The organism is Streptomyces sp. NPDC028991 (genome assembly GCF_055564775.1).
Genome location: NZ_JBVHVP010000009.1, coordinates 233,713 through 259,602 on the forward strand (window position 1 = coordinate 233,713; position 25,890 = coordinate 259,602).

The 25,890-nt window shown below is 73.0% G+C and carries 20 protein-coding genes; 14 read left to right on the top strand and 6 right to left on the bottom strand.

Translation table 11 applies throughout. The annotated features are described in order from the left end of the window. Positions 1–75 precede the first annotated feature (75 nt). On the top strand, positions 76–1,158 hold the full coding sequence (gene manB, locus ACZ4V1_RS20440) for a mannose-1-phosphate guanylyltransferase (protein WP_468337869.1): 1,083 nt from the start codon (positions 76–78) through the stop codon (positions 1,156–1,158). Between the two features lie 340 nt (positions 1,159–1,498). Here manB and ACZ4V1_RS20445 read toward each other — a convergent pair whose 3' ends face one another. From ACZ4V1_RS20445 to ACZ4V1_RS20460, 4 genes are all read right to left on the bottom strand, one after another. Further along, complete coding sequence (locus ACZ4V1_RS20445; RefSeq protein ID WP_468337872.1) at positions 1,499–2,503, bottom strand: DNA-3-methyladenine glycosylase family protein; 1,005 nt, start codon at positions 2,501–2,503, stop codon at positions 1,499–1,501. A 74-nt stretch (positions 2,504–2,577) separates the two neighbouring features. Continuing rightward, positions 2,578–4,017 carry a coenzyme F420-0:L-glutamate ligase gene (locus tag ACZ4V1_RS20450; protein ID WP_468337875.1) on the bottom strand — a complete coding sequence of 480 codons (1,440 nt, stop codon included), beginning with the start codon at positions 4,015–4,017 and terminating at the stop codon, positions 2,578–2,580. After that, complete coding sequence (cofD, locus tag ACZ4V1_RS20455) at positions 4,014–4,973, bottom strand: 2-phospho-L-lactate transferase (RefSeq protein ID WP_468337878.1); 960 nt, start codon at positions 4,971–4,973, stop codon at positions 4,014–4,016. The genes ACZ4V1_RS20450 and cofD overlap by 4 nt, the downstream gene beginning before the upstream one ends. A 33-nt stretch (positions 4,974–5,006) precedes the next feature. Further along, entirely contained in the window at positions 5,007–5,528 is a 522-nt protein-coding gene (locus ACZ4V1_RS20460) for a cysteine dioxygenase (RefSeq protein ID WP_468337882.1), read from the bottom strand. 687 nt (positions 5,529–6,215) lie between these two features. On the opposite strand from ACZ4V1_RS20460, the gene ACZ4V1_RS20465 reads away from it, so the two are divergent. From ACZ4V1_RS20465 to ACZ4V1_RS20475, 3 genes are all read left to right on the top strand, one after another. Next, positions 6,216–6,479 carry a WhiB family transcriptional regulator gene (locus ACZ4V1_RS20465; protein ID WP_003975777.1) on the top strand — a complete coding sequence of 88 codons (264 nt, stop codon included), beginning with the start codon at positions 6,216–6,218 and terminating at the stop codon, positions 6,477–6,479. Positions 6,480–6,725: 246 nt separating this feature from the next. Next, the gene (locus tag ACZ4V1_RS20470) at positions 6,726–10,523 is read left to right on the top strand and encodes a glycosyltransferase family 2 protein (RefSeq protein WP_468337885.1); all 3,798 of its coding nucleotides are present in this window, start codon (positions 6,726–6,728) and stop codon (positions 10,521–10,523) included. Then, positions 10,520–12,001: a DUF5719 family protein gene (locus ACZ4V1_RS20475; protein WP_468337888.1), complete on the top strand. Its 1,482-nt coding sequence runs from the start codon at positions 10,520–10,522 to the stop codon at positions 11,999–12,001. The genes ACZ4V1_RS20470 and ACZ4V1_RS20475 overlap by 4 nt, the downstream gene beginning before the upstream one ends. 184 nt (positions 12,002–12,185) lie before the next feature. On the opposite strand, the gene ACZ4V1_RS20480 is transcribed toward ACZ4V1_RS20475, so the two are convergent. Further along, positions 12,186–12,641 (bottom strand): metallopeptidase family protein, encoded by a 456-nt coding sequence (locus tag ACZ4V1_RS20480; protein WP_468337939.1) that lies wholly within the window; start codon positions 12,639–12,641, stop codon positions 12,186–12,188. Between the two features lie 294 nt (positions 12,642–12,935). Here ACZ4V1_RS20480 and ACZ4V1_RS20485 point away from each other — a divergent pair, with 294 nt between their 5' ends. From ACZ4V1_RS20485 to ACZ4V1_RS20525, 9 genes are all read left to right on the top strand, one after another. Next, on the top strand, positions 12,936–13,358 hold the full coding sequence (locus ACZ4V1_RS20485) for a DUF3499 domain-containing protein (protein ID WP_468337891.1): 423 nt from the start codon (positions 12,936–12,938) through the stop codon (positions 13,356–13,358). Positions 13,359–13,492: 134 nt separating this feature from the next. After that, positions 13,493–15,109 (top strand): L-lactate permease, encoded by a 1,617-nt coding sequence (locus ACZ4V1_RS20490; protein WP_468337942.1) that lies wholly within the window; start codon positions 13,493–13,495, stop codon positions 15,107–15,109. Positions 15,110–15,390: 281 nt separating this feature from the next. Continuing rightward, the gene (locus ACZ4V1_RS20495) at positions 15,391–16,755 is read left to right on the top strand and encodes a phosphomannomutase/phosphoglucomutase (protein WP_468337894.1); all 1,365 of its coding nucleotides are present in this window, start codon (positions 15,391–15,393) and stop codon (positions 16,753–16,755) included. A 176-nt stretch (positions 16,756–16,931) separates the two neighbouring features. Continuing rightward, positions 16,932–17,102: a Trm112 family protein gene (locus tag ACZ4V1_RS20500; RefSeq protein WP_468337897.1), complete on the top strand. Its 171-nt coding sequence runs from the start codon at positions 16,932–16,934 to the stop codon at positions 17,100–17,102. Between the two features lie 116 nt (positions 17,103–17,218). Further along, the gene (locus tag ACZ4V1_RS20505; protein WP_468337900.1) at positions 17,219–18,346 is read left to right on the top strand and encodes an SIS domain-containing protein; all 1,128 of its coding nucleotides are present in this window, start codon (positions 17,219–17,221) and stop codon (positions 18,344–18,346) included. 153 nt (positions 18,347–18,499) lie between these two features. Next, positions 18,500–19,651 carry a mannose-6-phosphate isomerase, class I gene (gene manA / locus ACZ4V1_RS20510; protein WP_468337903.1) on the top strand — a complete coding sequence of 384 codons (1,152 nt, stop codon included), beginning with the start codon at positions 18,500–18,502 and terminating at the stop codon, positions 19,649–19,651. Positions 19,652–19,816: 165 nt separating this feature from the next. Continuing rightward, complete coding sequence (locus ACZ4V1_RS20515) at positions 19,817–20,797, top strand: cation diffusion facilitator family transporter (protein ID WP_468337906.1); 981 nt, start codon at positions 19,817–19,819, stop codon at positions 20,795–20,797. 339 nt (positions 20,798–21,136) lie between these two features. Beyond that, complete coding sequence (gene ahcY, locus ACZ4V1_RS20520) at positions 21,137–22,594, top strand: adenosylhomocysteinase (RefSeq protein ID WP_468337909.1); 1,458 nt, start codon at positions 21,137–21,139, stop codon at positions 22,592–22,594. A gap of 162 nt (positions 22,595–22,756) precedes the next feature. Continuing rightward, the gene (locus ACZ4V1_RS20525; RefSeq protein ID WP_468337912.1) at positions 22,757–23,371 is read left to right on the top strand and encodes a hypothetical protein; all 615 of its coding nucleotides are present in this window, start codon (positions 22,757–22,759) and stop codon (positions 23,369–23,371) included. Between the two features lie 52 nt (positions 23,372–23,423). Here the strand turns inward: ACZ4V1_RS20525 and ACZ4V1_RS20530 are convergent, their stop codons facing one another. Further along, positions 23,424–24,383: an RDD family protein gene (locus tag ACZ4V1_RS20530; RefSeq protein ID WP_468337945.1), complete on the bottom strand. Its 960-nt coding sequence runs from the start codon at positions 24,381–24,383 to the stop codon at positions 23,424–23,426. A gap of 126 nt (positions 24,384–24,509) precedes the next feature. On the opposite strand from ACZ4V1_RS20530, the gene ACZ4V1_RS20535 reads away from it, so the two are divergent. Further along, entirely contained in the window at positions 24,510–25,517 is a 1,008-nt protein-coding gene (locus tag ACZ4V1_RS20535) for a stage II sporulation protein M (protein ID WP_468337915.1), read from the top strand. Positions 25,518–25,890: the final 373 nt, after the last annotated feature.

Consider the following 25,890-nt stretch of genomic DNA (forward strand, 5'->3'; position numbering starts at 1 on the left):
CGCCATGGAACGGTCTGCATACACTGGCCGGCCGAAAGACAGTTCGGCCGGTCCCGGCAGGAAGCAGAGACGACGGTGACAGAAGCGATCCTCCTGGTCGGTGGCAAGGGCACGAGGCTGCGTCCGCTCACGGTGCACACGCCCAAGCCCATGGTCAGGGCGGCGGGGGTGCCGTTCCTCACGCACCAGCTGGCGCGGGCGAAGGCGGCGGGCGTCGATCACATCGTGCTCGCGACGAGCTACCTGGCGGAGGTCTTCGAACCGTACTTCGGTGACGGCTCGGCCCTGGGCCTCCACCTCGAGTACGTCACGGAGGAGGAGCCGCTCGGCACCGGCGGAGCGATCCGCAACGTGGCGTCCCGGCTGCACTCGGGCCCCGACGACCCGGTACTCGTCTTCAACGGGGACATCCTGACGGGCCTGGACATCGGCGCGCTGGTCCGCACCCACGAGACGACGGGCGCGGACGTCTCCCTGCACCTGACGAAGGTGACCGACCCGAGGGCGTACGGCCTGGTCCCGACGGACGACACGGGCAGGGTGCTGGCCTTCCTGGAGAAGCCCCAGACCCCCGAGGAGATCGTCACCGACCAGATCAACGCGGGGGCGTACGTCTTCCGCCGTTCGATCATCGACACGATCCCGGCGGGCCGCCCCGTCTCGGTCGAACGCGAGACCTTCCCGGAACTCCTCGCCACCGGCGCGCACCTCCAGGGCATGGTCGACTCCACCTACTGGCTGGACCTGGGCACCCCGGCGGCCTTCGTACGCGGCTCGGCCGACCTGGTCCTCGGCCGCGCCCCGTCCCCGGCGATACCGGGCCGCTGCGGCGACCGCCTGGTCCTCCCCACCGCACGCGTGGCGCCCGACGCCAAGCTGGCCGGCGGCACGGTGGTCGGCGAGGGCGCCTTCGTGGCGGAGGGCGCGCGCGTCTTCGGCAGCACGATCCTGCCCGGCGCCGTCATCGGGCCCGGTGCCGTGATCACCGACTCCCTCATCGGCACCCGCGCCCGCGTCGGCACCCGCACGGTCCTCACCGACACGGTCATCGGCGACGGCGCGGTCATCGGCGCCGACAACGAACTCCGCTCCGGCGCCCGCATCTGGTGCGACGCCCACATCCCGGCGGCGGCCCTGCGCTTCTCGCCCGACGCGTAGCCCGCCGCCCCGCCCGAGCCGCCGTCCCGCCCGAGCCGCCGTCCCGCCCGAGCCGCCGTCCCGCCCGAGCCGCCGTCCCGGCGCCTCGCCCGAGCCGCGGGCAGTCGTGCGCCTCCCTCAGTGCCTGAACGGCCTGGGAGTCACTCGCAGGGACGGCACGGGTGGGCGCTGGGGGCCCTCTGGGGCCCTGGCTCTCTGGGGCCCTGGGGCTGGCACTCCGCAGCGCCGGGCCCGTGCCACCCATCCCCGCCCACACAGCCCCGGCCCACCCACCCCCGGCCCACACACACCCCGCAACGGGCGGGCACGGGCCGGCACACACCGGACCGGCGTGCCAAGGTCAGAGCCGCTCGATCCCCCGCGGAGCCATCCGCGGCGCCCGCCGCCCCGGCACCCGCCCACTCAACAACACCAGCCGAGCCGCCCGATGCCGCTGCCCGGCATACGGCTCCAGCAGCCGCAGCATGACGGAGTCGTCCGCGTCCCGGTCCCCGCCCAGCGCGAACCCCACGATCCCCGGCAGATGCAGGTCCCCCACCGTCACCGCGTCCGGCGCCCCATGACTGCGCTGCACGGTCTCCGCGGACGTCCACGGCCCGATGCCGGACACGACCTCCAACCGCTCCTGCGCCGCCGCCGGTTCCATCCCGGCCGCCTCCTCCAGCCGCGCGGCGACCCGCACGGCCCGCAGGATCGTCGACGCCCGCTTGTCGTCCACGCCGGCCAGGTGCCACTCCCAGGACGGGATCGTCGCCCACGTCCGCGCCGACGGCATGACACACATCCGCCCGGGCGCGGGTCCCGGCGCAGGTTCCCCGTACTTCCGTACGAGCAGCCGCCACGCCTGGTACGCCTCCAGCGTCGTGACCTTCTGTTCCAGGACCGACGGGATGAGCGACTCCAGCACCAGCCCGGTCCGCGTCAGCCGCAGCCCCGGCCGCCGGTGTGCCGTGAACGCCAGCAGCCGGTGCCGCGGTACGAACGCGGACGGGTCGTCGTCGGCGCCCAGCAGCCGTGGCAACTGCTCCAGCAGCCACTCCGCGCCGGGTCCCCACGCCTCGCCCCGTACCTCACCGCCGCGCGCGGTGACCCGCAGCGTGCCCGGCCCGGCGGGCGTCCGGCTGGCCCGCCACACCGACCCGTCCGGCATCGTCCGGAACGTCGGATCGCCCGGCCCGCGCCGCAACGGGCCGAGCACAAGCCCAAGCTCCAGCGGCCCGTCCGGCCCCCACACGCGCACCCTCCCCGGCGCGGCGGCCTGCCGGGGCACGCCACCCGCGGGCACGGCGGCCTCCCCGCCGCGCACCGAAGCACGCGTGGGCCGGGGAGCGAAACGTCCTGCCACGAGAGAGGTCCTTGGGACGGGGGAGGGAACACGGAAGCGAGGTCCCTACGAGGGTAGAGGCTCGCCCCGACAGCTCACCGCACCTCGATGAACGCCCCCGCGTCCCGGTCCGGCCGCGCCTGCGGCTCCCGAGCCGGATGACCGACCGCGACCGCACCCATGGGGTCCCAGTCACCCGGCAGCGCCAGCACCTCCCGGACGACGTCCCGGCAGAACATCGTCGAGGACACCCACGCCGAACCCAGCCGCTCCCCGGCGAGCGCGACGAGCAGGTTCTGCACGCCGGCGCCGGTGGCGACCACGAACATCTCGCGTTCGGCCCCGTCGCGCCGCGCGTCGCCGTACGTGTGCGAGCCGTCCATGACCAGGCAGGGGACGACGAGGTACGGCGCGTCGCGCAGCACGTCCCCGCGTCGGATCCGCTTGGCGATCGACTCCTCGCTCTTGCCGTCCCGCCGCAGGTCCGTGATCCAGGCCTCCCGCATCGCGTCCAGCAGCCGGGTGCGGGAGCCGGCCGACTCCAGCAGTACGAACCGCCACGGCGTCGTGTGGTGCGGCGCCGGCGCGGTCACCGCCGCGGCCACCGCGCGGCGTACGGCACCGGGGTCCACCGGCTCGTCCGTGAAGGCCCGTACCGTACGGCGCTGGGTGACCGCCTGCCGGACCGCCTCGGACGTGCCCAGCCGGAACATGTCGTCACGCGCGCCGCGCACCATCGCCCGCGCGCCCTCGCCGTCGTCCTCGGCCACCACTTGCGGGAGCCCGCGCACGACGGCGACGGGCAGGCCCGCGGCCTTCCCCTTGACCAGGTCGCCCGCGGCGGCGAGCTCGTCGGCGGTGGCGACGACGGTGGCGCCGAGCGGATTGCCGTGCGCGTCGGTGCCCCCGCGCAGGTCGTCGAGGACCCGCACACCGGCGGCGCCGATGGCCACGTCCGTGAGCCCGGCCCGCCAGGGTCGCCCGAACGTGTCGGTGACGACCACGCCGACGTCGACGCCGAGCTCGTCGCGCAGACCCTCGCGGATGCGGCGCGCCGAGGCGTCCGGGTCCTCGGGGAGCAGCAGCACCGTCCCGGAGGGCGTGTTGGAGGCGTCGACCCCGGCCGCGGCCATGACCAGGCCCTGGCGGTTCTCGACGATGCGCAGCGCGCCGCGCCGGGCCACCACCCGTACGGTCTCCGCGTCGATCGCGGCCTCCCGGTCGGTGGCCGCCACGACCCGGCCCTCGGCCTTGGACACGATCTTCGAGGTGACGATCAGCACGTCCCCGTCCGCCAGCCCGGGCTCGGCCGCCGCGACCAGCTTGGCCAGGTCGTCGCCCGGCTGCACCTCGGGCAGCCCGGGAACGGCCCACACCCGGTAACCGCCCCGGCGGGCCTCCCGGTGACCGTCCCGGCGGGTCTCCCGGTGACCGTCCCGGCGGCCCTCCCAGTGACTGTCCTGGTGGCCCTCCCGGTGACCGTCCGGGCGGCCGGACGCACCGTCACGGCGGCCGTCACGCGCACCGTCGCTCACGCCTCCCGCACCTCCTCCGCCAGCGTCAGCGCCTCCCCGGCCATCCGTGCCGTCGCGTCGAGGTCGGTCATCATCAGCGGGACGGCGCGGCAGAGGATGCCGGCCGCCTTCACGCGGGTGACGGACTCCGCGTCGACGGTGTCGACCAGCCAGCCGTCGAGCAGGCCCGAGCCGTAGTGCTCGGCGACCGCGGCCGCGGTGGACTCCACGCCGACCGCCGCGAGCACCTTGTCCGCCATCCCGCGCACGGGCGCGTCCCCGACGATCGGGGACAGGCCGACCACCGGTACGCCGGCGTCGGCGATCGCCTCCCGGATGCCGGGCACGGCGAGGATCGTGCCGACCGAGACGACCGGGTTGGACGGCGGGAAGAGGATCACGTCCGCCTCCGCGATGGCCTCCAGGACACCGGGCGCCGGCTTCGACTGCTCGGCGCCGACCGGTACGACCGCCTCGGCGGGGACCGAGGCCCGCAGCCGTACCCAGTACTCCTGGAAGTGGACGGCCTTGCGCTCCCCGTCCAGCTCGACGGCGACGTGGGTCTCCACGCGGTCGTCGGTCATCGGAATGAGGTGTACGCCGGGCTTCCAGCGGTCGCACAGGGCCTGGGTCACCGCGCTGAGCGGATAGCCGGCGGCGATCATCTGCGTCCGCACGATGTGCGTGGCGAAGTCGCGGTCGCCGAGGCCGAACCACTCGGGTCCGACGCCGTACGCCGCGAGCTCCTCCTTGAGATGGAAGGTCTCCTCGGCCCGTCCCCAGCCCTGCTCCTCGTTGATGCCGCCGCCGAGCGTGTACATCACCGTGTCGAGGTCCGGGCAGACCTTCAGCCCGAAGAGGTGGATGTCGTCCCCGGTGTTGCCGATGACCGTGATGTCCGCGTCCGGCGCGGCCCGCTTCAGACCACGCAGGAACCGGGCACCGCCGATGCCGCCTGCCAGAACCACAATGCGCATGGCCCCAGTCTCGCAGGCGGGTACGACAGTGCGTCAGGCAGTCGTCACAGCGCCGGCACCCGCACTCGCACCGGCACCGGCGCCCGAGCACTGTGCGGAGTGCATCGGCATCTGCGTCAGCCCCGGGAAGTAGACGTGCAGGCTGACCGCCGGCTCCAGCGCGTCGTTGACCACCTCGTGCACGTACCCCGGCGCGAACACCCGCTGTGCCCCGGCCCGCAACACGTGCGTGCCGCGCTCGGTGTGCTCGGCCAGGGTGCCGTCCAGGACGGTCAGCACACCGGAGGAGGGGCCGTGGTCGTGGCGTCCGCTGCCCTGGCCGGGCAGCCAGGACAGCAGCCACACCTCGTAACCGGGGCCGGTGCGCAGCCGGTGGTACCAGCGTGTCGTGGCGTCGTACCGGACGAGGTGCTCCCACTCGGACCGGTCGGCGGCGACGGAGCGGGCCAGTCCGGCGAATTCGGCGACGGTGGCCGGGTGCTCGCGCGGTGTCTGAAGGAGATGGGGGACTTCGAGGATGTCGCCGGCGATCTGGAGGTCGCTGTCGCTGTTCATGGGTGCGGTGGGTCCTCGGCGGAAGAGTGCGGGGGAGGGGCGGGATACGCGGAGCGCGCCCGGGTCGGGCGGCGACGGAAGAGTCGAGTCGCGTGGACTCGGGGACAGCCGGAGCGCGGTTGGCTCAACAGCTGGAACAGCAACAACAGCTACAGCGAGCGCGGGCAGCACCGTGGGACCCGGCGGTGCGGGTCGAGGCGAGCGCCAAGTTCGCGAGCATGCCCACAAGGACAGCGGTTCACACCGGGACTGTCAACTCGATGCCCGTTATGTGGGACATGCTTCACCTCATCCGGTTCATCTCACAGGTGAAAGGTTTGCTCAGGCGGCTTCCGGGACACATGGCGCACAAGCCGGGCGCACAACCCCCGTTGCGATCCCGTGATCCGAATGTGATCAGGTTCGCTTCGGCGCGTGTATCGGAACGGGATCGATCGCCGGGGCGTCCTTTCTGGTGCGGGCTCTGCGCGAGCCGGGTGCCCTTGTGGCCCTCGTTGGTATGTCGAGGTTTATGGCGATTTGAACACTTTCCGCTTGGCCTTGGTTCCGCAGAGTGAATAAGGGGCCCAATAGCAGATCCCGGCTTGACTCGCCCGGAGCAGCACACTTGTAATTTCACTCGTGTCGTTCAGCCGGAATCGGTAACGGCTAGATCACGGGGACGCGAAAGACAGACGAGGGGCGCACATGACCGAGCTGGTGCAGCAACTGCTGGTCGACGACGCGGACGAGGAGCTCGGCTGGCAGGAGCGCGCACTGTGCGCCCAGACCGACCCCGAGTCCTTCTTTCCCGAGAAGGGCGGCTCCACCCGGGAGGCCAAGAAGGTCTGCCTCGCCTGCGAGGTCCGCTCCGAGTGCCTCGAGTACGCCCTCGCCAACGACGAGCGCTTCGGCATCTGGGGCGGCCTGTCCGAGCGGGAACGCCGCCGTCTGAAGAAGGCCGCCGTCTGACCCGCCACGCCTGCGTACCGGGCACACACCGGCCAGGCACAGGCAGGAACGGCAGGACCGTCAGGAGCGGCAGGACCGGCAGGACCGGCAGGACCGGCAGGAACGGCCCCTCGCAGGTGGGTTGTCCACAGGCGGCGGGCCGTCGTCGTGTCCAGCCGATAGTGTGGGCGCTCGTCCGAGACGCCCCGCCGCCCCCAACAGGCACGGGCGTCCACCGCAGTCCACCGAACCGGGGCCCGTACCTCGATGTCCGTGCACAGCCACACGGCAGCCCAGCAAGACCTCGCTGCCACACCTGAGTTCCCGCGTCACGTGGTGACCGCGGTCCTCGTCGCCCACGACGGAGCCCGTTGGCTGCCCGACGCGCTCGCCGGGCTGCTCGGTCAGGAGCGCCCCGTCCAGTACGCCGTGGCCGCCGACACCGGCAGCGCCGACGACTCCGCCCGGCTGGTCACCGACGCCCTCGGCGACGACCGCGTGCTCCACCTCGCCCGGCGCACCGGCTTCGGCCAGGCCGTCGAGGAGGCCGCCCGCACCGCCCCCGTCCTCACCCCGGACGACCTGCCGTACCTGAGGCGGCCCAGCGGCTGGGACCCCGTCACGCGCAGCTGGCGCGACGACACCTACGACCTGCCGGAGCTTCCCCACGGAGAGCCGGTGCAGTGGCTCTGGCTGCTGCACGACGACTGCGCCCCCGAACCCGACGCCCTGGCCCAGCTGCTGCGCGTCGTGGACACCGAGTACGAACTCGGCCGCGAGGACGTCGCCGTCGTGGGCCCCAAGCTCCGCGGCTGGTACGACCGGCGGCAGCTGCTGGAGGTCGGCGTCTCCATCGCCAACTCCGGCCGCCGCTGGACCGGCCTGGACCGCAGGGAGCAGGACCAGGGTCAGCACGACCACGTCCGCTCCGTCCTGTCGGTGTCCACCGCCGGCATGCTGATCAGGCGTGACGTCTTCGAGCGGCTCGGCGGGTTCGACCGCCGCCTGCCCCTGATGCGCGACGACGTCGACCTGTGCTGGCGCGCGCAGGCCGCCGGACTCCGCGTCCTCGTCGCCCCCGAGGCGGTCGTACGCCACGCCGAGGCGGCCTCCCGCGAACGCCGCGCGGTCGACTGCGCGGGCCGCACCACCGCCTCCCCACACAAGGTGGACAAGGCCGGCGCCGTCCACACCCTCCTCGTCAACGTCCGTACGGCCGCCCTGCCCTGGGTGCTGCTGCGCATCGTCGTGGGCACCCTGCTGCGCACCCTCGCCTACCTCGTCGGCAAGGTCCCCGGACAGGCCGTCGACGAGATCCGCGGCCTGCTCGGCGTCCTGCTGCGCCCCGAGCGCATCATCGCCGGACGGCGCGAACGCGGCCGCCCGCAGGTCGAGAAGGACGAGCTGCGCCCCCTGTTCCCGCCCCCCGGCGCGACCATCCGCGTGACCGTCGAGCAGGTCGCGGGCAACCTCGTCGGCAGCTCCGACGCCGAGACGGCCACCGGCGCCGGACGGCACGGCGGCGGCATCGAGTCAGGACCCGGCGGCGACGACGCCGACTTCCTTGAGATCGAGCAGTTCGCCCGCCTCAAGCGCATCGCCCGCAAGCCCGGCCCGGTGCTCTTCCTCGTACTGCTGATCGTCTCCCTGGCGGCCTGCCGCGCGCTCCTCGGCGGCGGCGCCCTGGCCGGCGGCGCGCTGCTGCCCGCCCCGGCCGGCGCCGGCGAGCTGTGGTCGCGGTACGCGGACGCCTGGCACACGGTGGGCACCGGTGGCACCGCCTCCGCACCGCCCTACCTCGCGATCGTCGCCACACTCGCCTCCGTACTGCTGGGTTCCACCGGACTGGCCGTCACCCTGCTGCTGGTCTGCTCGGTACCCCTGGCCGGCGTCGCGGCGTACTTCGCCTCCCGTCCGCTCGTCACCTCCCGGCTGCTGCGCGCCTGGGCCGCCGTCGCCTACGCCTTCCTGCCCGCGGCCACCGGCGCACTCGCCGGCGGCCGCATCGGCACCGCCGTCCTCGCCGTGCTGCTGCCGCTCATCGCGCGCGCGGGTGCCGCCGCGGCCGGCCTGACGGGCTCGTCCGGCGCCCGCGGCAGCTGGCGCGCCACCTGGGCGTACGCGCTGCTGCTGACGATCACCACCGCCTTCACGCCCGTCGTGTGGCCCATCGCCCTGCTCCTCGGCGTCGGCGTCCTGGCCCTGCACCGGGGCGACATCACGGCGTACGGGCTGCGCTTCCTCGCCCAGCTCGGCACCCCCCTGCTGCTCCTCGCCCCCTGGTCGCTGACACTGCTCCCGTTCGGCTTCTTCGACGAGGCCGGGCTGGAGTACGGCTCCTCGGCCGCCTCCGCCCTCGACCTGCTCGGGGCGAGCCCCGGCGGCCCCGGCACGGTCGGCGGACTGGTCCTCGTCGGCATCGTGCTGGCCGCACTGGCCGCCCTGCTGCGCTCGGAACGGCAGTTGGGCATCCGCACGGCCTGGGCCGTGGCCCTGGTCGCCCTGGTCTTCGCGGTCCTGTCCAACCGCTCCGCCTGGGCCGGCCCCGCCACCCTCGTCTACGGCATCGCCCTCCTGTCCGCCGCGACCCTCGGCGCCGACGGAGCCCGCTCGCGGGTGGCCGAGCAGAGCTTCGGCTGGCGCCAGCCGGTCGCCGCCCTGATCGCCCTCGCCTCGGCCGTCGGCCCGCTGATCGCCGCCACCGGCTGGATGATCGGGGGCGCCGACGGCCCTGTGGAGCGACGCGACCCCGTCCAGGTGCCCGCGTTCGTCGCCGAGGAGAGCCGCACCCGCGACCAGGCCCGCACCCTCGTCCTCGACAGCGACTCCGCGACCCACGTCAGCTACACGCTCGTCCGTGGCTCCGGCGCCCGCCTCGGCGACGGCGAACTGGCCGCCGGATCCGGCGGGAACAGCGGACTCGACAAGATCGTCGCCAACCTGGTGGCCGGCTCCGGCGCCGACCAGACCGACCAGCTCGGCGGCTTCGCGGTGCGCTATGTCCTCGTGCACCAGGGCGCGCCCCGCGAGGTCACCCGCGTCCTGGACGCCACGCCCGGCCTGAACCGGCTCAGCCAGCAGGACGGCAGCGGACTGTGGCGGGTGGACCAGGAGGTCGCGCGCGCGACCATCGTGCCCGGCGGAAAGCCGGGTGCCGGCTCCGACTCCGGCCCCGGCGCCGGTGAGCCGCAGCCCGTCGCGGCCGGGCCCGTCGAAATCCACACCGAGATTCCGTCCGGCTCCGACGGCCGCGTGCTGCGCCTCGCCGACACCGCCGCCGAGGGCTGGACGGCCACCCTGGACGGCAAGCCGCTCACCCGCACCACGGTCGACGGCTGGGCGCAGGGCTTCGAACTCCCCGCCTCCGGCGGAAAGCTGGACGTCACCTACGACGCCCCGTTCACCCACACCGCCTGGCTGTGGGCCCAGGGCCTCCTCGCCGTCGTCCTGGTCGTCCTCGCCCTGCCCGGCAGGCGCCGCGACGTCGACGACGACCTGCCCGACGAGCCGCTCGTCCCCGCCGAGGCCGTCGAGGGCGAAGGCCGCCGGGCCCGGCGGCTGCGCGCCCAGGCCGAGGCCGAGGCGGAGGCCGATCCGGGGGCCACAGCGGGAAGCGAGCCGGCGACCGAGGCCGCGGGCCCCTTCGAAGAGGCCGGCCCGGCGCCCGCGGAGACACCCGCGCCGGTCCCGCAGCAGCCGGCCTACGACGAGTGGGACTCGGCGGGGTACGCCGGTGCCGAGAGCCACTCCTACGGCACGTACGGCGGCGGGCAGTACCAGGGCGGACAGCAGTACGACCCGGGCGCGTACGGACAGCAGCAGTACCCGGCGGACGCCTATCAGGGTGGCCAGGCCGGTCAGTACGAGGCCGGTCAGTACGAGGCGGGTCAGTACGACCCCTACGCCTACGGCGACCCGTCCCGGGCCGGCACGTACGACCCGGCCTACGACCCCGCCTTCGACCAGGCCTACGACCAGGGCGGATACGAAACGCCCTACGACCCTTCCCAGCCCCACCACCCCCACGGCACGGGCAGTGAGCGTCCCGACGGGAGCCAGCAGTGAAGCGCACCACCCTGTCCCTGTTCGCCGGCGCGACCGCGCTCGCCGCGATCACCGGATTCGCGGCGGTCTCCACACCGGACGCCACCGGCGCGGACACCGCCCGGCCGGCCGCCCGGCTGCCCGTGGAGCGCACCAGCCTGCTGTGCCCGGCGCCCAGCACCTCCGACCTCGCCGAGACGTCGTACACGTCCTTCACGCCCGTCACGAAGGGCACCGAAGAGAAGGGCAGGGGCGCACTCGAGCCCGGCGCCACCAAGGACGAGGAGGAGACCGGGAAGAAGGACGAGAAGCCCGTGGTTCGGCCCGAGGCGCCCGGCACGCCGGTCACCGGCAAGGCATCCGGTGCCGAGACGCCCGCGCTGATCGGCATCGCGGAGGGCGGCTACGCGCCCGGCTGGACGGTGCAGCAGACCACGGAGGTGGCCGCCGGTACGGGCCGGGGACTGCAGGGCGTCAACTGCGCCGCCCCGGACACGGAGTTCTGGTTCCCGGGCGCCAGCACCGCGACCGACCGCACCGACTACGTGCACCTGACGAACCCCGACGACTCGGCGGCCGTCGTCGACGTCGAGCTCTACGGCAAGGACGGAGCCCTGAAGTCCACGGTGGGCGAGGGCATCACCGTGCCGCCGCACGCCAGTGAGTCCCTCCTGCTGTCCACACTCAGCGACGTGGAGCAGACCGACGTCACGGTGCACGTCGGCGTGCGCAGCGGACGGGTCGGTGCCGCGGTGCAGGCCCTGGACGACAAGACCGGCGGCGACTGGCTGACCGCGGCCGCGGATCCGGCCGGCAGCCTCGTACTGCCGGGCATCCCCAAGGACGCCACAGCCGTACGCCTGGTGCTCTTCACGCCCGGCGGCACCGACGCCGACCTGAAGGTGCGGCTCGCCTCGCCGTCCGGGCTGATCACGCCCGCCGGGCACGAGACGGTGCACGTCAACGCGGGCATGACGACGGGCGTCGACCTCGGCGACATCACGCGCGGCGAGGCGGGATCGCTGGTGCTGACGCCGACCGGCGGGACCGTTCCGGTCGTGGCGGCGGTCCGGGTCGTGCGGGGCAAGGGCGGCGAACAGGAGTCGGCGTTCATTCCCGCCGCCGACCCGGTCGGGGCGCGCGCGACTGCCGCGGACAACCGCGCCAAGAGCACGACACTGTCCCTGGCCGCCACCGGAGAGGCCGCGAAGGTCAGGGTCACGGCATCGGCGGGCACCGAGGGCGGTACGCCGGCGACCGAGACGTACACGATCAAGGGCGGCACGACCCAGAACGTCGAGGCCCCGGTCCCCGCCGGCCTCGAGGGCACCTACGCGCTGACGGTCGAGACCGTCTCGGGCGGCCCGGTCCACGCGTCCCGCACCCTGACCGGTCAGGACGACGACGTGGCGTCCTTCACCGTCCAAACCCTCCCCGACGACCGGGGAACGGTCTCGGTACCGAACGCGGACGAGGACTTGTCGGTACTCCAGAGGTAAGGGGACCGGTCCCACGGGCACGCGGCCCGAACGGCCCGGGAGGCACCCCCAGGGGCGGCCCGGACGGGCCCCGGGGGCACCCCGCCGGAGGAGGCATTGCGCGACGCCGGGCCGCGCGCCCCCCTCGGCACCGACACAGCGCACGGACCAGCCGGTGGTCCACCGCACGCATCCTCGGGCCTGCTCAGTCCTCCCCGTACCGGGGATCCACGGTCTCCGGCGTCAGTCCCAGCAACTCCGCCACCTGCTCCACGACCACCTCGTGCACGAGCGCCGCCCGCTCGTCCCGCCCCTTCGTCCGGATCTCGACCGGTCGCCGGTACACGACCACCCGCCCCCGCCGCCCGTCCCGGGAGGGCACGGTCCCCCCGAGCGGCACCGCCTCGTCGTCCCACGCGTCCCCGGCGGACCCGCCCAGTCGCGGCACCTCGAGGACGAGGAAGTCGATGTCGGCGAGCTGCGGCCACCGCCGCTCCAGTCGCTCCACGGAGTCCTGCACCAAGTCCGCGAACACCTCGCCGCGGCTCGCGGCGAGCGGTACCTGCGGGGGTGCGATCGGGCCGCGCATGCCCCGACCGTGTCGATCACGACGGCGGGGACCTGGGCGGCCCGCGTCACGGGGCGTCAGGGGGTTGTCCATCACTGGTGAAGGGTAGTCCCCGCCGACGTCCCGCGCCGGACCGCACACGCGCACCGGACAGCGCCGGGACACCTCGTACGGCGTGTCGCCGGATGACCATTCCAGCCAAGGTTGGGCTCGATTCCGTATCTCTCCGCGACCGCCGAACTCAAGGCAAATGTCGCTGTTCGTATCGGTTCGCGACCGCTTCCGGAGCCGTCCGATATCTCGAAAACCGGCGTCCATGCAGGTCGACGACGTGTGTTCGGGGGATCCTGTGGGGCGTCTCACACAACGACACGGTGGTGTGACCCGGTGGAGAGTCTTCGCGGCCCGCTCAAGAGTGCGGTACCGTCCAACATCGTGAGCCCTGTACGTCGCTGTTCGCGCACCGCCTGCGGCCGTCCCGCCGTCGCGACGCTGACGTACGTCTACGCCGACTCGACCGCGGTCCTCGGCCCGCTCGCCACCTACGCCGAACCCCACTGCTACGACCTGTGTGCCGAGCACTCCGAGCGCCTCACCGCCCCGCGCGGCTGGGAGGTCGTCCGCCTTCTCGACGGTTCGGCTCCGGCCCGCCCCAGCGGCGACGACCTGGAAGCGCTCGCCAACGCGGTACGCGAGGCGGCCCGCCCCCAGGGACGGGCGGCCGAGGCCGGTGGCGGTCCGCGGGCGGCCGACCCGATGGAGGTCGCGCGCCGCGGCCACCTGCGCGTGCTGCGCTCGCCGGACAACTGAACCCCTCCGGCGCCACCCGTCACTTCCGCACGGAACCGTCGCCGCACACCCATTGACGCCATCTTGTCGCGGACACGACCATTCCGGAAGCGGTGAGAAACCGCTTTCGCATGGCGGAATCCGGGGAGGCGCCCGTGTACGTCCAGGAACTGGAACCCGTCGCCGGTTCACTCGGCCTGTCCGCCCTGGTGGCGGCCCTGCCGCTGGTGATCGTCCTCGTCCTGCTGGGCGGCGTCCGCATGAAGGCGCACCTGGCGGGGCTCACGGGCCTCCTGGCGGCCGTGCTCGTCGCCTGGCTCGCCTACGGCATGCCCCTGGACCAGACGGCCTCCGGCGCCGTCCAGGGCGCGGTGTTCGGGATCTTCCCCATCCTGTGGATCGTCGTGAACGCCCTGTGGGTCTACCGGATGACCGTCCGCACCCGGCACTTCGACATCCTGCGCCGCTCCTTCGGGCGGCTGTCCGACGATCCGCGCATCCAGGCCCTCGTCGTCGCCTTCTGCTTCGGCGCCCTGCTGGAGGCCCTCGCCGGGTTCGGCGCGCCCGTCGCGATCTGCTCCGTCATGCTCGTCGCGCTCGGCTTCGACCCCGTGCGCGCGGCGGTCGTGTCCCTGGTCGCCAACACCGCGCCGGTCGCCTTCGGCGCGATGGGCACCCCCGTGGTGACGCTGGCCCAGGTCACCGGGCTGCCGCTGGACGACGTCGCCTCCGTGGTGGGCCGCCAGACACCCCTGCTGGCCCTCGTGGTCCCGCTGCTGCTGGTCGGGCTCGTCGACGGGCGGCGCGGGCTGCGCGAGACCTGGGCGCCCGCGATGGCATGCGGCGTCGCCTTCGCCGTCGCCCAGTTCGTCGCCTCCAACTACGTCTCCGCCCAGCTCGCCGACATCGGCGCCGCCCTCCTCGGCGCCGCCGCCCTGGTCGCCGTACCGCGGTCCCGCAGGCCCGCCGCCGAACCCGTACGGGCGTCCGTCCTGACCGGCGTACGCAGCGAGGAGCTGGACGAGCGCGACCCCGGCCGGGAGGTCCTGCGCGCGTACGCGCCCTACGCACTGATCGTCGCCGTCTTCTCCGTCGCGCAGATCCCGGCCGTCAAGGACTGGCTGGCCCGGGCGACCCAGACGTACGACTGGCCGTTCCTGGACGTCGCCGACCCCGAGGGGAACCCGGCCGGCGGCAACGTCTTCTCCCTGCCGGTCGTCTCCACCGGCGGCACGCTCGTGCTGTTGGCGGGGCTGGCCACGGCGGTCGTCCTCGGCGTGCACGCGCGCGTGGCGGTCAAGGAGTGGCTCGCGACCGTGCACGAACTGCGGTTCGCGATCCTCACCGTGACCTCCGTTCTGGCCCTCGCCTACGTCATGAACCTCTCCGGGCAGGCCGCCACCATCGGCCACTTCGTCGCGGCGGCGGGCGCCGGACTCGCCTTCCTGTCGCCCGTGCTCGGCTGGTTCGGCGTCGCCGTCTCCGGCTCCGACACCTCCGCCAACGCGCTCTTCGGCGCGCTCCAGGTGACCGCCGCGCGGGAGTCGGGCCTGTCGCCCGAGCTGCTCGCCGCCGCCAACAGTTCGGGCGGGGTCCTCGGCAAGATGATCTCCCCGCAGAACCTCACCATCGCCTGCGCGGCCGTCGGACTCGCGGGCCGCGAGGGCGACCTGCTGCGCAAGGTGCTCCCCTGGAGCCTCGGCCTGCTGCTGGTGATGTGCCTGATCGTCGTCGGACAGTCCACGCCGGTCCTGGGCTGGATGCTGCCCTGACCCGGTCCTGGTCCTGACTCCGGTCCTGGTCCTGACTCCTGACTCCTGGTCCTGACCCGGGCCCTGGTCCTGACCCGGGCCCTGGTTCCGGCCTGGTCCTGGTTCCGGCCTGGTCCTGGTTCCGGCCCTGCCCCCCGCCCCGCTCCGGCCCCGCCCCCGCTCCGGCCCCGCCCCCGCTCCGGCCGCGCCCCCACCCTGCCTGACCTTGGGAACCGCCCGACGCCCGGTCGGCGGTTGCGGGTAGTTTGTGGGCTCCGACAGGACTTTCAGGAAGGTTGGCCGTGGCTGCTGATCTGTCGCAGATCGTGAAGGCGTACGACGTACGCGGTGTGGTCCCGGACCAGTGGGACGAGGCGATGGCCGAGCTGTTCGGCGCGGCCTTCGTCGAGCTGACCGGGGCGAGCGCCATCGTGACCGGTCACGACATGCGGCCCTCGTCCCCGGGCCTGTCCGGCGCCTTCGCGCGCGGGGCGGCGGCCCGCGGCGCCGACGTCACCGAGATCGGCCTGTGCTCCACCGACCAGCTCTACTACGCCTCCGGCGCGCTGAACCTGCCGGGCGCCATGTTCACGGCCTCGCACAACCCGGCCCGGTACAACGGCATCAAGCTGTGCCGCGCGGGCGCCGCCCCCGTCGGCCAGGACACGGGCCTCGCCGAGATCCGCGGGTTCGTGGAGCGGTGGAGCGCCTCCGGCGCCCCGGAGCCGGCGTCCCGCCCCGGCACGGTCACGCGGCGCGACACGCTCGCCGACTACGCGGCCCACCTGCGCTCCCTCGTCGACCTCACCACCATCCGCCCCCTCAAGGTCGTCGTGGACGCGGGCAACGGCATGGGCGGCCACACCGTCCCCTCGGTCTTCGCCGGCCTCCCCCTCGACCTGGTGCCGATGTACTTCGAACTGGACGGCACCTTCCCCAACCACGAGGCCAACCCGCTCGACCCCGCCAACCTCGTCGACCTGCAAAAGCGCGTCCGCGAGGAGGGCGCCGACCTCGGCCTCGCCTTCGACGGCGACGCCGACCGCTGCTTCGTCGTCGACCAGAACGGCGACCCGGTCTCCCCGTCCGCCGTCACCGCGCTCGTGGCCGCCCGCGAACTCGCCCGCAACGGCGGCACGGGCACGGTCATCCACAACCTGATCACCTCCTGGTCCGTGCCGGAGGTCGTGAAGGAGAACGGCGGCACCCCGGCACGCACGCGCGTGGGCCACTCCTTCATCAAGGCCGAGATGGCCCGTACCGGCGCCATCTTCGGCGGCGAGCACTCCGCGCACTACTACTTCCGCGACTTCTGGAACGCCGACACCGGCATGCTGGCCGCCCTCCACGTCCTCGCCGCCCTGGGCGGCCAGCACGGGCCGCTGTCCGACCTGGTCGCCCAGTACGACCGTTACGCCGGCTCCGGCGAGATCAACTCCACCGTCGCCGACCAGACGGACCGCCTCGCCGCCATCAGGGCCGCGTACGAGGGCCGCGACGACGTCACCCTGGACGAGCTGGACGGCCTCACCGTCACGACGGCCGACTGGTGGTTCAACGTCCGCCCCTCCAACACGGAGCCGCTGCTGCGCCTGAACGCGGAGGCGCGGGACGAGGCGACGATGACGAAGGTGCGCGACGAGGCCCTGGCGATCATCCGGTCGTAAGGCGGCGGCCCGCTCCTCAGCCGGGCGAGGCGCGTGGCGGGTGGCAGAGCCCGGGGGACCAGGGCACCGGAACCCCCGGGCGCGGTGCAGGGGCGGCGCCCCTCCACCAGGCCTCCACCGGCGGTACCCTGACCAGCACATCCGCACAAGCCGAACCGCCCCCGAAGGGAACCCCCATGCCGCTCGAAGCCGGCCTCCTGGAGATCCTCGCCTGCCCGGCCTGCCACTCCCCCCTCGAGGAGCAGGACACCGAGCTGATCTGCACCGGTCAGGACTGCGGGCTGGCATACCCGGTCCGCGACGACATCCCCGTCCTCCTCGTCGACGAGGCCCGCCGCCCCGAGTGACGAGGCCCGCCGCCCCGATCGACAGGGGCAGCCGCCCCGAGTAACCGACGGCCGCCCCACGGCCGGGCGACCCCGCGCACCCGAACGAACGCATCCGGCGATCGGAGACTGCCGCCATGCTCGACGAATCGCTGCTCGACACCCCGGAGCGCCTCACCGAGGCAGACCGCCGCGGCCTGCTCCGCGGCGCCGCCGAGGCCGGTGCCCGGGTACGCACCGCCGCCCGGCACGCCGCCGAGGCGGGCGTCGGCAACCTCAAGCCCGACGGCCGCCCCCGCGCCGTCCTGATCGCCGGCCCCGGCGCCGCCGCGACACAGGCCGCCGACCTCCTCGGCACCCTCGCCGGCGCCGGCAGCCCCGTCACCCGGCTCGCCCCCACCGGCGTCGCCCCCGCCGCCGGCGCCCTGCGCTGGGAACTGCCCGGCTGGGCAGGCTCCGTCGACCTCCTGCTGATCGCCACCCCCGACGGCACCGAGCCGGGCCTCGCCCTCCTCGCCGAACAGGCCTACCGCCGGGGCTGCACGGTCGTCGCCGTCGCCCCCGCCCGTTCTCCGCTCAGCGAGTCGGTGAACGGCTCGCACGGCCTGTTCATCCCGATGGCGACCGCCCCCTACGACCACGACGAGCCCCTCGCCGGCGCCGCCCCCGGCGTCCTGTGGGCGCTGCTCACCCCGCTCCTCACGCTGCTGGACCGCACCGCCCTGCTCGACGCGCCGCCCGAGGTCATCGAGAAGGTCGCCGACCGCCTCGACCGCATCGCCGAACGCTGTGGGCCCGCCATCGCGACCTACAGCAACCCGGCCAAGACCCTCGCCTCCGAACTGGCCGACTCCCTGCCGGTCGTCTGGACCGAGGGCACCTCGGCCGGACCGGCGGGCCGGCGCTTCGCCGCCGCGCTCGCCGAACTGTCCGGCACCCCGGCCGTCGTCGCCGAACTGCCCGAGGCACTCGACGCGCACAGCGCCCTGCTCGCCGGCCGGCTCGCCGCAGGCGCCGACCCCGAGGACTTCTTCCGCGACCGCGTCGAGGAGGCGCCCGCACTGCGCGCGCGCGTGGTGCTCCTCCGCGACCGCCCCAGCGGCGGCCTCACCGCCGCTCCGGGCGCCCGTGACCTGGCCCTCGGCCACGACACGCCGATCAGCGAGCTGGAGCCGGAAGCCGGCGATGAACTGGAGACCCTCGCGGAGCTGATCGCCATCACGGATTTCGCCGCCGTTTACCTGGCGCTCGCCTCGGGCGCCTGATCCCGTACGCACCATCGCCTACGTACCAGAGCGTCCGTACCAGCACGCACGCACCCGGGGGGCGCGTACGAGCGCGTAAGCACCGACTCGTACGTGCCAACTCGCAGGCATGCACCAGGACACGCACCGCGCACGCACCGGCAGAGAGAGCCCATGGACCGCCTCGACAACACCGTCCGCCCCTACGCCTGGGGTTCCACCACCGCGATCCCGACCCTGCTCGGGACCGAGCCGAACGGCGAACCGCAGGCGGAGATGTGGATGGGCGCCCACCCCGGCGCCCCCTCCCGCACCGGCCGGGGCACCCTCGCAGAGGTCGTCGAAGCCGACCCCGGAAAGGAACTGGGCGCCGCGTCCGTGGCCAAGTTCGGCCCCCGGCTGCCCTTCCTCCTCAAGCTCCTCGCCGCCGGCGCCCCGCTCTCCCTCCAGGTCCACCCCGACCTGGCCCAGGCCAAGCAGGGCTACGAGGACGAGGAGCGCCGGGGCGTCCCCCTGGACGCCCCCCACCGCAACTACAAGGACGCCAACCACAAGCCCGAACTGATCTGCGCCCTCACCGAGTTCGACGGCCTGTGCGGCTTCCGCGCCCCCGCCGAGACGGCCGACCTCCTCGACGGCCTGGGCATCGCCTCCCTCAAGCCCTACGCCGACCTGCTGCGCGCGCACCCCGAGGACGCCGCCCTGCGCGAAGTCCTCACCGCGATCCTCACCGCCGACCCCGAGGAGATGTCCCGCACGGTCACCGAGACCGCGGCCGCCTGCGACCGCCTCGGCGGCGCCTACGCGCCCTACGCCGGCATCGCCCACCACTACCCGGGCGACCCCGGCGTCCTCGCCGCCATGCTCCTCAACCACGTCCGGCTCCAGCCCGGTGAGGCCCTGTTCCTCGGCGCCGGCATCCCGCACGCCTACCTCGACGGCCTCGGTGTCGAGATCATGGCCAACTCCGACAACGTCCTGCGCTGCGGCCTGACCCCCAAGCACGTCGACGTCCCCGAACTGCTGCGCATCGTCCGCTTCGAGGCCGGCGCCCCCGGCATCCTCCGCCCGGAGGCGTCCCCCGACGGCGAAGAGGTCTACGACACCCCGATCGACGAGTTCCGCCTGTCCCGGTACGTCCTCCCGGAGGGCACCGGCGTCCAGGACCTCACGCTGCCCACCCCGCAGATCCTGCTCTGCACCGCCGGTACCGTACGGGCGGGCGAACACGAACTGACCCCCGGCCGCTCCGTCTTCGTCCCGGCGGACGAAAGGGCCGAAGTGTCCGGGAGCGGCACGCTCTTCCGGGCCACCGTCCGCGTGTGACGCGGGTCTGAGGGACGTACGACGGGGCATCCGGCACCCTGGGGCCCGCGCGGGCTGCAACAATGGCGCACCGCCGAGAAGGGGCGGAGCCGGGGCACCGGCCGCCCCCCCAACCGGCGTACGGACGCAGACGAAGCAGATGAAGGCGAAGGGACAACGCGACACATGAGCGCGTCAGGCGGAACCAAGGCGATCGTGGCGGCACTGTTCGCCAACCTCTCGATCGCGGTAGCGAAATTCGTGGCGTTCCTCTTCAGCGGATCGTCGTCGATGCTCGCGGAGTCCGTGCACTCCCTCGCCGACTCCGGCAACCAGGGACTCCTGCTCCTCGGCGGCAAGCGCGCCAAGCGCGAGGCCACCCCCCAGCACCCGTTCGGCTACGGCCGCGAGCGCTACATCTACGCCTTCCTCGTCTCCATCGTGCTCTTCTCGGTCGGCGGCATGTTCGCGCTCTACGAGGGCTACGAGAAGATCAAGCACCCGCACGAGATCGAGCACTGGTACTGGCCGGTGGGCGTCCTGGTCTTCGCGATCGTCGCCGAGACCTTCTCCTTCCGGACCGCCATCCAGGAGTCCAACACCCTGCGCGGGAAGAAGTCCTGGAAGGAGTTCGTCCGCCACGCCAAGGCCCCCGAGCTGCCGGTCGTCCTCCTCGAGGACCTCGGCGCCCTCGTCGGTCTGATCCTCGCCCTCGGCGGTGTCGGTCTCGCCCTGCTCACCGGCGACGGCGTCTGGGACGGCGTCGGCACCCTGTGCATCGGTGTGCTGCTCATCGTGATCGCGCTGGTCCTGGCCGTCGAGACCAAGTCACTGCTGCTCGGCGAGGCCGCGGGCACCGATGCCGTCCAGCAGATCGAGGCCGCGATCGTCGCCGGCGACACGGTCACCGGCGTCATCCACATGCGCACGCTCCACCTCGGCCCCGAGGAACTGCTCGTCGCCGCCAAGATCGCAGTCCGCCACGACGGCACGGCCACCGAGATCGCCTCCGCGATCGACGCCGCCGAGGCCCGTATCCGCGAGGCGGTCCCGATCGCCCGCGTCATCTACCTGGAACCGGACATCTACAGCGAGTCCGAGGCGACCAAGGGCCCGGACCGCGAGGCGACCCCCGGCGGCCCGTCCACACCCCCCGCCGCCCACTGACACCCGCACGTCCCACACCCACGGGGCTCGCCGATCTCTTCGGCGGGCCCCGTCGGCGTCCACCCCGGCGCGTCCGGCCACGCTTCGTGAACGACCGGAAGTGTTCGGAGGCGGACTGGGGACGGCGGGCCCGTGCGGTGTAGCTTGGGACGGAGCCAGACGTCGCTGCTGATGGCGGTCGGGCGGTCCCGTGCGGACCGGCCGAGGGAGAGAGGGCCTCCGACGGACTGCGCTGCGCACACGCGGGCATGCCTGTGTCCTCTTCGGGGCACCCCTGTGTCCGCCGCCGCGCAGGTGTCAGCCGTACCCACCTCGACCCAACCCGAGGAGCAGCCCGCAATGACGACTGTCGACAACCGACAGGACTTCAAGGTCGCCGATCTCTCCCTGGCGGCCTTCGGCCGCAAGGAGATCACCCTCGCCGAGCACGAGATGCCCGGCCTCATGGCGATCCGCAAGGAGTACGCCGAGGCCCGGCCCCTCGCCGGTGCCCGCGTCACCGGTTCCCTGCACATGACGGTGCAGACCGCCGTACTCATCGAGACCCTGGTCGCCCTGGGCGCCGAGGTCCGCTGGGCGTCCTGCAACATCTTCTCCACCCAGGACCACGCCGCGGCCGCCATCGCCGTCGGCCCGAACGGCACGCCCGACAACCCGCAGGGCGTCCCGGTCTTCGCCTGGAAGGGCGAGACCCTCCAGGAGTACTGGTGGTGCACGGAACAGGCGCTGACCTGGCCGAACACCCCCACCGGCGGCCCGAACATGATCCTGGACGACGGTGGTGACGCCACTCTCCTCGTCCACAAGGGCGTCGAGTACGAGAAGGACGGCAAGGTCCCCTCGGTGGACACCGCCGGGTCCGACGAGGAGCGTGTCGTCCTCGAACTGCTCACCCGCACGGTGAGCGAGAGCCCGCAGAAGTGGACCCAGCTGGCGTCCGAGATCCGCGGCGTGACCGAGGAGACCACGACGGGCGTGCACCGTCTGTACGAGATGCACCGGGACGGCACGCTGCTGTTCCCGGCGATCAACGTGAACGACGCGGTGACGAAGTCGAAGTTCGACAACAAGTACGGCTGCCGCCACTCCCTGATCGACGGCATCAACCGTGCCACGGACGTGCTGATCGGCGGCAAGACGGCGGTCGTGTGCGGTTACGGCGACGTGGGCAAGGGCTGCGCGGAGTCCCTGCGCGGCCAGGGCGCCCGCGTGATCGTCACCGAGATCGACCCGATCTGCGCCTTGCAGGCGGCGATGGACGGCTACCAGGTGACCACGCTGGACGAGGTCGTCGACCAGGCCGACATCTTCGTCACCACGACCGGTAACAAGGACATCATCATGGCCGCGGACATGGCCAGGATGAAGCACCAGGCGATCATCGGGAACATCGGTCACTTCGACAACGAGATCGACATGGCCGGCCTCGCGAAGATCCCCGGCGTCGTCAAGGACGAGGTCAAGCCGCAGGTCCACACCTGGACCTTCCCCGACGGCAAGGTCCTCATCGTCCTCTCCGAAGGCCGCCTGCTGAACCTGGGCAACGCCACCGGCCACCCGTCGTTCGTGATGTCCAACTCCTTCGCGGACCAGACGCTGGCCCAGATCGAGCTGTTCACCAAGCCGGACGAGTACCCGACCGACGTGTACGTGCTGCCCAAGCACCTGGACGAGAAGGTCGCCCGTCTCCACCTCGACGCGCTCGGCGTCAAGCTGACCACGCTCCGCCCGGAGCAGGCCGACTACATCGGCGTCAAGGTCGAGGGCCCGTACAAGGCGGACCACTACCGCTACTGAGCAAGCCCGCGTCGCAGCCGGCGGGGGCGCGTCCGTGCACAGACGCGTCTCTCCGCCGACTGCCGGCTCCTCCGAGACAGGCCCCCGCACCCCCGTGCCGGGGGCCTGCCCCGTTGGCGCCTCAGCGGCCGGACCAGCAGCCCGTCACCACCCAGGACCACCATGCCCCGCGGCCGTTATTCGCTCCACGATCCGCACGACCACACCCCCCTCGCAGAAGAACACTTCCAGTGCGCCCCCGGCCCCTCCGGCTGGCGCTACGTCTCCCGGCTGACCACACCCACCGGAGACCACCACGGCTCCGTCGACCTCGCCCTCGACGAACTCGGCCGTCCCATCCGCCTCGAACTCCACGCCGCGAGCTGGCAAGTGCGCGGCGCGGCCATCGATGGCGTCACCTGGGTGCGCACCGACCCCGCCGGGAACCACGCCACCGAAGGCAATGCGCGCGCCCACGCCTTCACCGGCACCTCCCCGGCCTTCCTCGTCGCCACCGCCCGTCTCCTACGCCTCACCCCCTCCGGATCGGCCACCCGCGTACGTCTCGTCGCCCTCACCGACCCGGTCCTCGCCCCCCGCACCGTGGACCAGTCCTGGGCCTTGCTCGAAAGAGAAGCACACGCCACTGACAACGGCCCCCTCATCGTGGACGAGTACCAGGTCACAGCCCTGGACACGGGCGAGCAGCACGCCGTGCACATCGCCGGCGACGTCGTCCTCGCGGCCCCCGGCGTCGAGCTGGAGGACCTGGAGTCACCGCCGTCCGTGTTCCCGTGAGCGAGGCCGGGCGCCAAGCGCCGCGGGGCCGCCCGGTCGCGGCACGTGCCGCCTACGCCGGCGGCACGAAACCGGTGCCGGTGCGGCCGTCCGACGGCGTCTCCCGCGACGCCTCGGGCCGGTCTCCCCGCGTTGGTGCGGTCGGCGGCACCATGGGAGGCGCTTCCGGCGGCAGCGCAGGCGGCTGCACCGGCGGTGTCACCGGGAAGCCAGGCGGAGGGGGAGTCGTGGGCGCCTGCACCGCCGGTCCTCCGGCCGCGGGCACACCGCCGAACGCCCGCCGGGCCTCCCGAACCTGCCGCTCCTGCATCACCGCCGCCAGATACGCGGCCGGTGGTATCTCCTGCGGCACCGGAGCACCGGTACGAGTCGCCACATCGGCGGCGAGCCGTTCCGCCATGCCCCAGCCGACCCGAGGGTCCAGCTGTCCCATCCGCGTCAGATACTGACGGACGGCAAGCCACAGGTCGTCGGGCACCGCGGACAGATCGAGCCCGGCGAACCGCCCCGCCAGCCAGGGCGGAGGCGGCGGCGCGAAGCCCGCCGTCGAGACCGGCACCCGCTCCCGGACGACCAGCGTCCCCGCGAACACGTCACCGAGCCGCCGCCCTCGCGCCGATACCAGCGAAGCGATACAGGCCACGACGCCGAACGTCATCAGGATCTCGATCACGCCGATCAGGCCCCGCACCAGAGAGTGCCGGAACCGGATCGGCCCGCCGTCGTCCCGCACCACCCGCAGGCCGCACGCCATCTTCCCGAGCGAACGCCCGTGGCTGAGCGTCTCCACCGCGATCGGACCGCCCACCAGCACGAGAACGAAGGCCGCGATCGACAGCGCGGTCTGCGCGGCCATGTCCAAAGAAGCGGTGGAAGCCACCAGCGCGACGGTCACCGCCACATAGACGGCCACGGCCACCGCCAGATCGAGCAGGACGGCCAGCGCCCTGCTGGGCAGCCTCGCGGGGCGCAGCTCCAACGCCACCGCCTCGCCCGTCACCAGCTCACTCACGCCTGCCGCCCTTCCCCTGACTGCCCCCGTCCCCGCCAGTCTGCCAAGCTGAGGACGCACCGCGCCGCAGTACGACAAGCTGATCCACGACGAGCCGCCGACGATAGCCGAGGAGCAGGCACACCGATGGACCTCGACGTCTTCGTCTCCGCCCACCGAGCGGAATGGGACCGCCTCGACGCCCTGCTACGGCGCCGGCGCCGGCTGACCGGCGTCGAGACCGACGAACTCGTCGCCCTCTACCAGCGCACGGCCACCCACCTCTCCCTCATCCAGTCCAGCGCGCCCGACCCGCAGCTGACCGGACGACTCAGCCAACTGGTCGCACGCGCGCGCAGCGCGGTAACGGGAACCCGCCGGGCCTCCTGGCGCGACGTCACCCGCTTCCTGACCCGGCAGTTCCCGGCGGCCGTCTACCGGGCACGCCACTGGTGGGTCCCCACCGCCCTGCTGTCGACGGCCGTCGCGGCGCTCCTGGGCTGGTGGATCGGCACCCACCCGGAGGTGCAGTCCACCATCGCGGCGCCCAGCGAACTGCGCGAGCTCACCCGCCCCGGCGGCCAGTACGAGACCTACTACTCGAGCCACCCCGCGGCCTCGTTCGCCGCACAGGTCTGGACGAACAACGCGTGGGCCGCGGCGCTCTGCCTGATCCTGGGCGTCTTCCTGGGACTACCCGTCATCTGGATCCTGTTCCAGAACATGCTCAACCTCGGCGTCGGCTTCGGCCTGATGTCTTCGGCCGGCCGCCTCGACACCTTCCTCGGGCTCGTCCTGCCCCACGGCCTGCTCGAACTCACCGCGGTCTTCGTGGCCGCGGGCACCGGCCTCCGCCTCGGCTGGACCGTCGTCGACCCGGGCCCGCGCACCCGGCGCGTCGCCCTCGCCGAAGAGGGGCGAGCCGCCCTGGGCATGGCGATCGGCCTCGCCCTGGTCCTGTTCCTCTCCGGCGCCATCGAAGGCTTCGTGACCCCGTCCGGCCTGCCCACCTGGGCCCGCATCACCATCGGAGTCGTCGCCGAGCTGGCCTTCCTGGTCTACGTCTACGTCCTCGGCGGGCGTGCGGTGCGCACCGGCGACACGGGCGACGTCGAGGCGGCCGAGCGCAGCGCCACCGTGCCGACGGCCGCCTGATGTGCATCCGTCCCCGGTGAGCTGCTAGTGTCCTCTTCGTTCCCGCAAGAGCCGTTGACACGGAGCGAGCGGGGAGGTAGATTCAAACAGTTGCCCGGAGATGGGTTCGACCCAGCACGGCAACCGCTAGTATCTATCTGCTTCCTCCCGGATCATTGAATTCGGCGAAGCACTCTCCCGATGAATCGGAAATGAGCGGCCGGTCAGACCGGCTCAGAACTTCTGATAAAGTCGGAGCCGCCGGAAAGGGAAACGCGAAAGCGGGAACCTGGAAAGCGCCGAGGAAATCGGATCGGAAAGATCTGATAGAGTCGGAAACGCAAGACCGAAGGGAAGCGCCCGGAGGAAAGCCTGAGAGAGTCTCTCGGGTGAG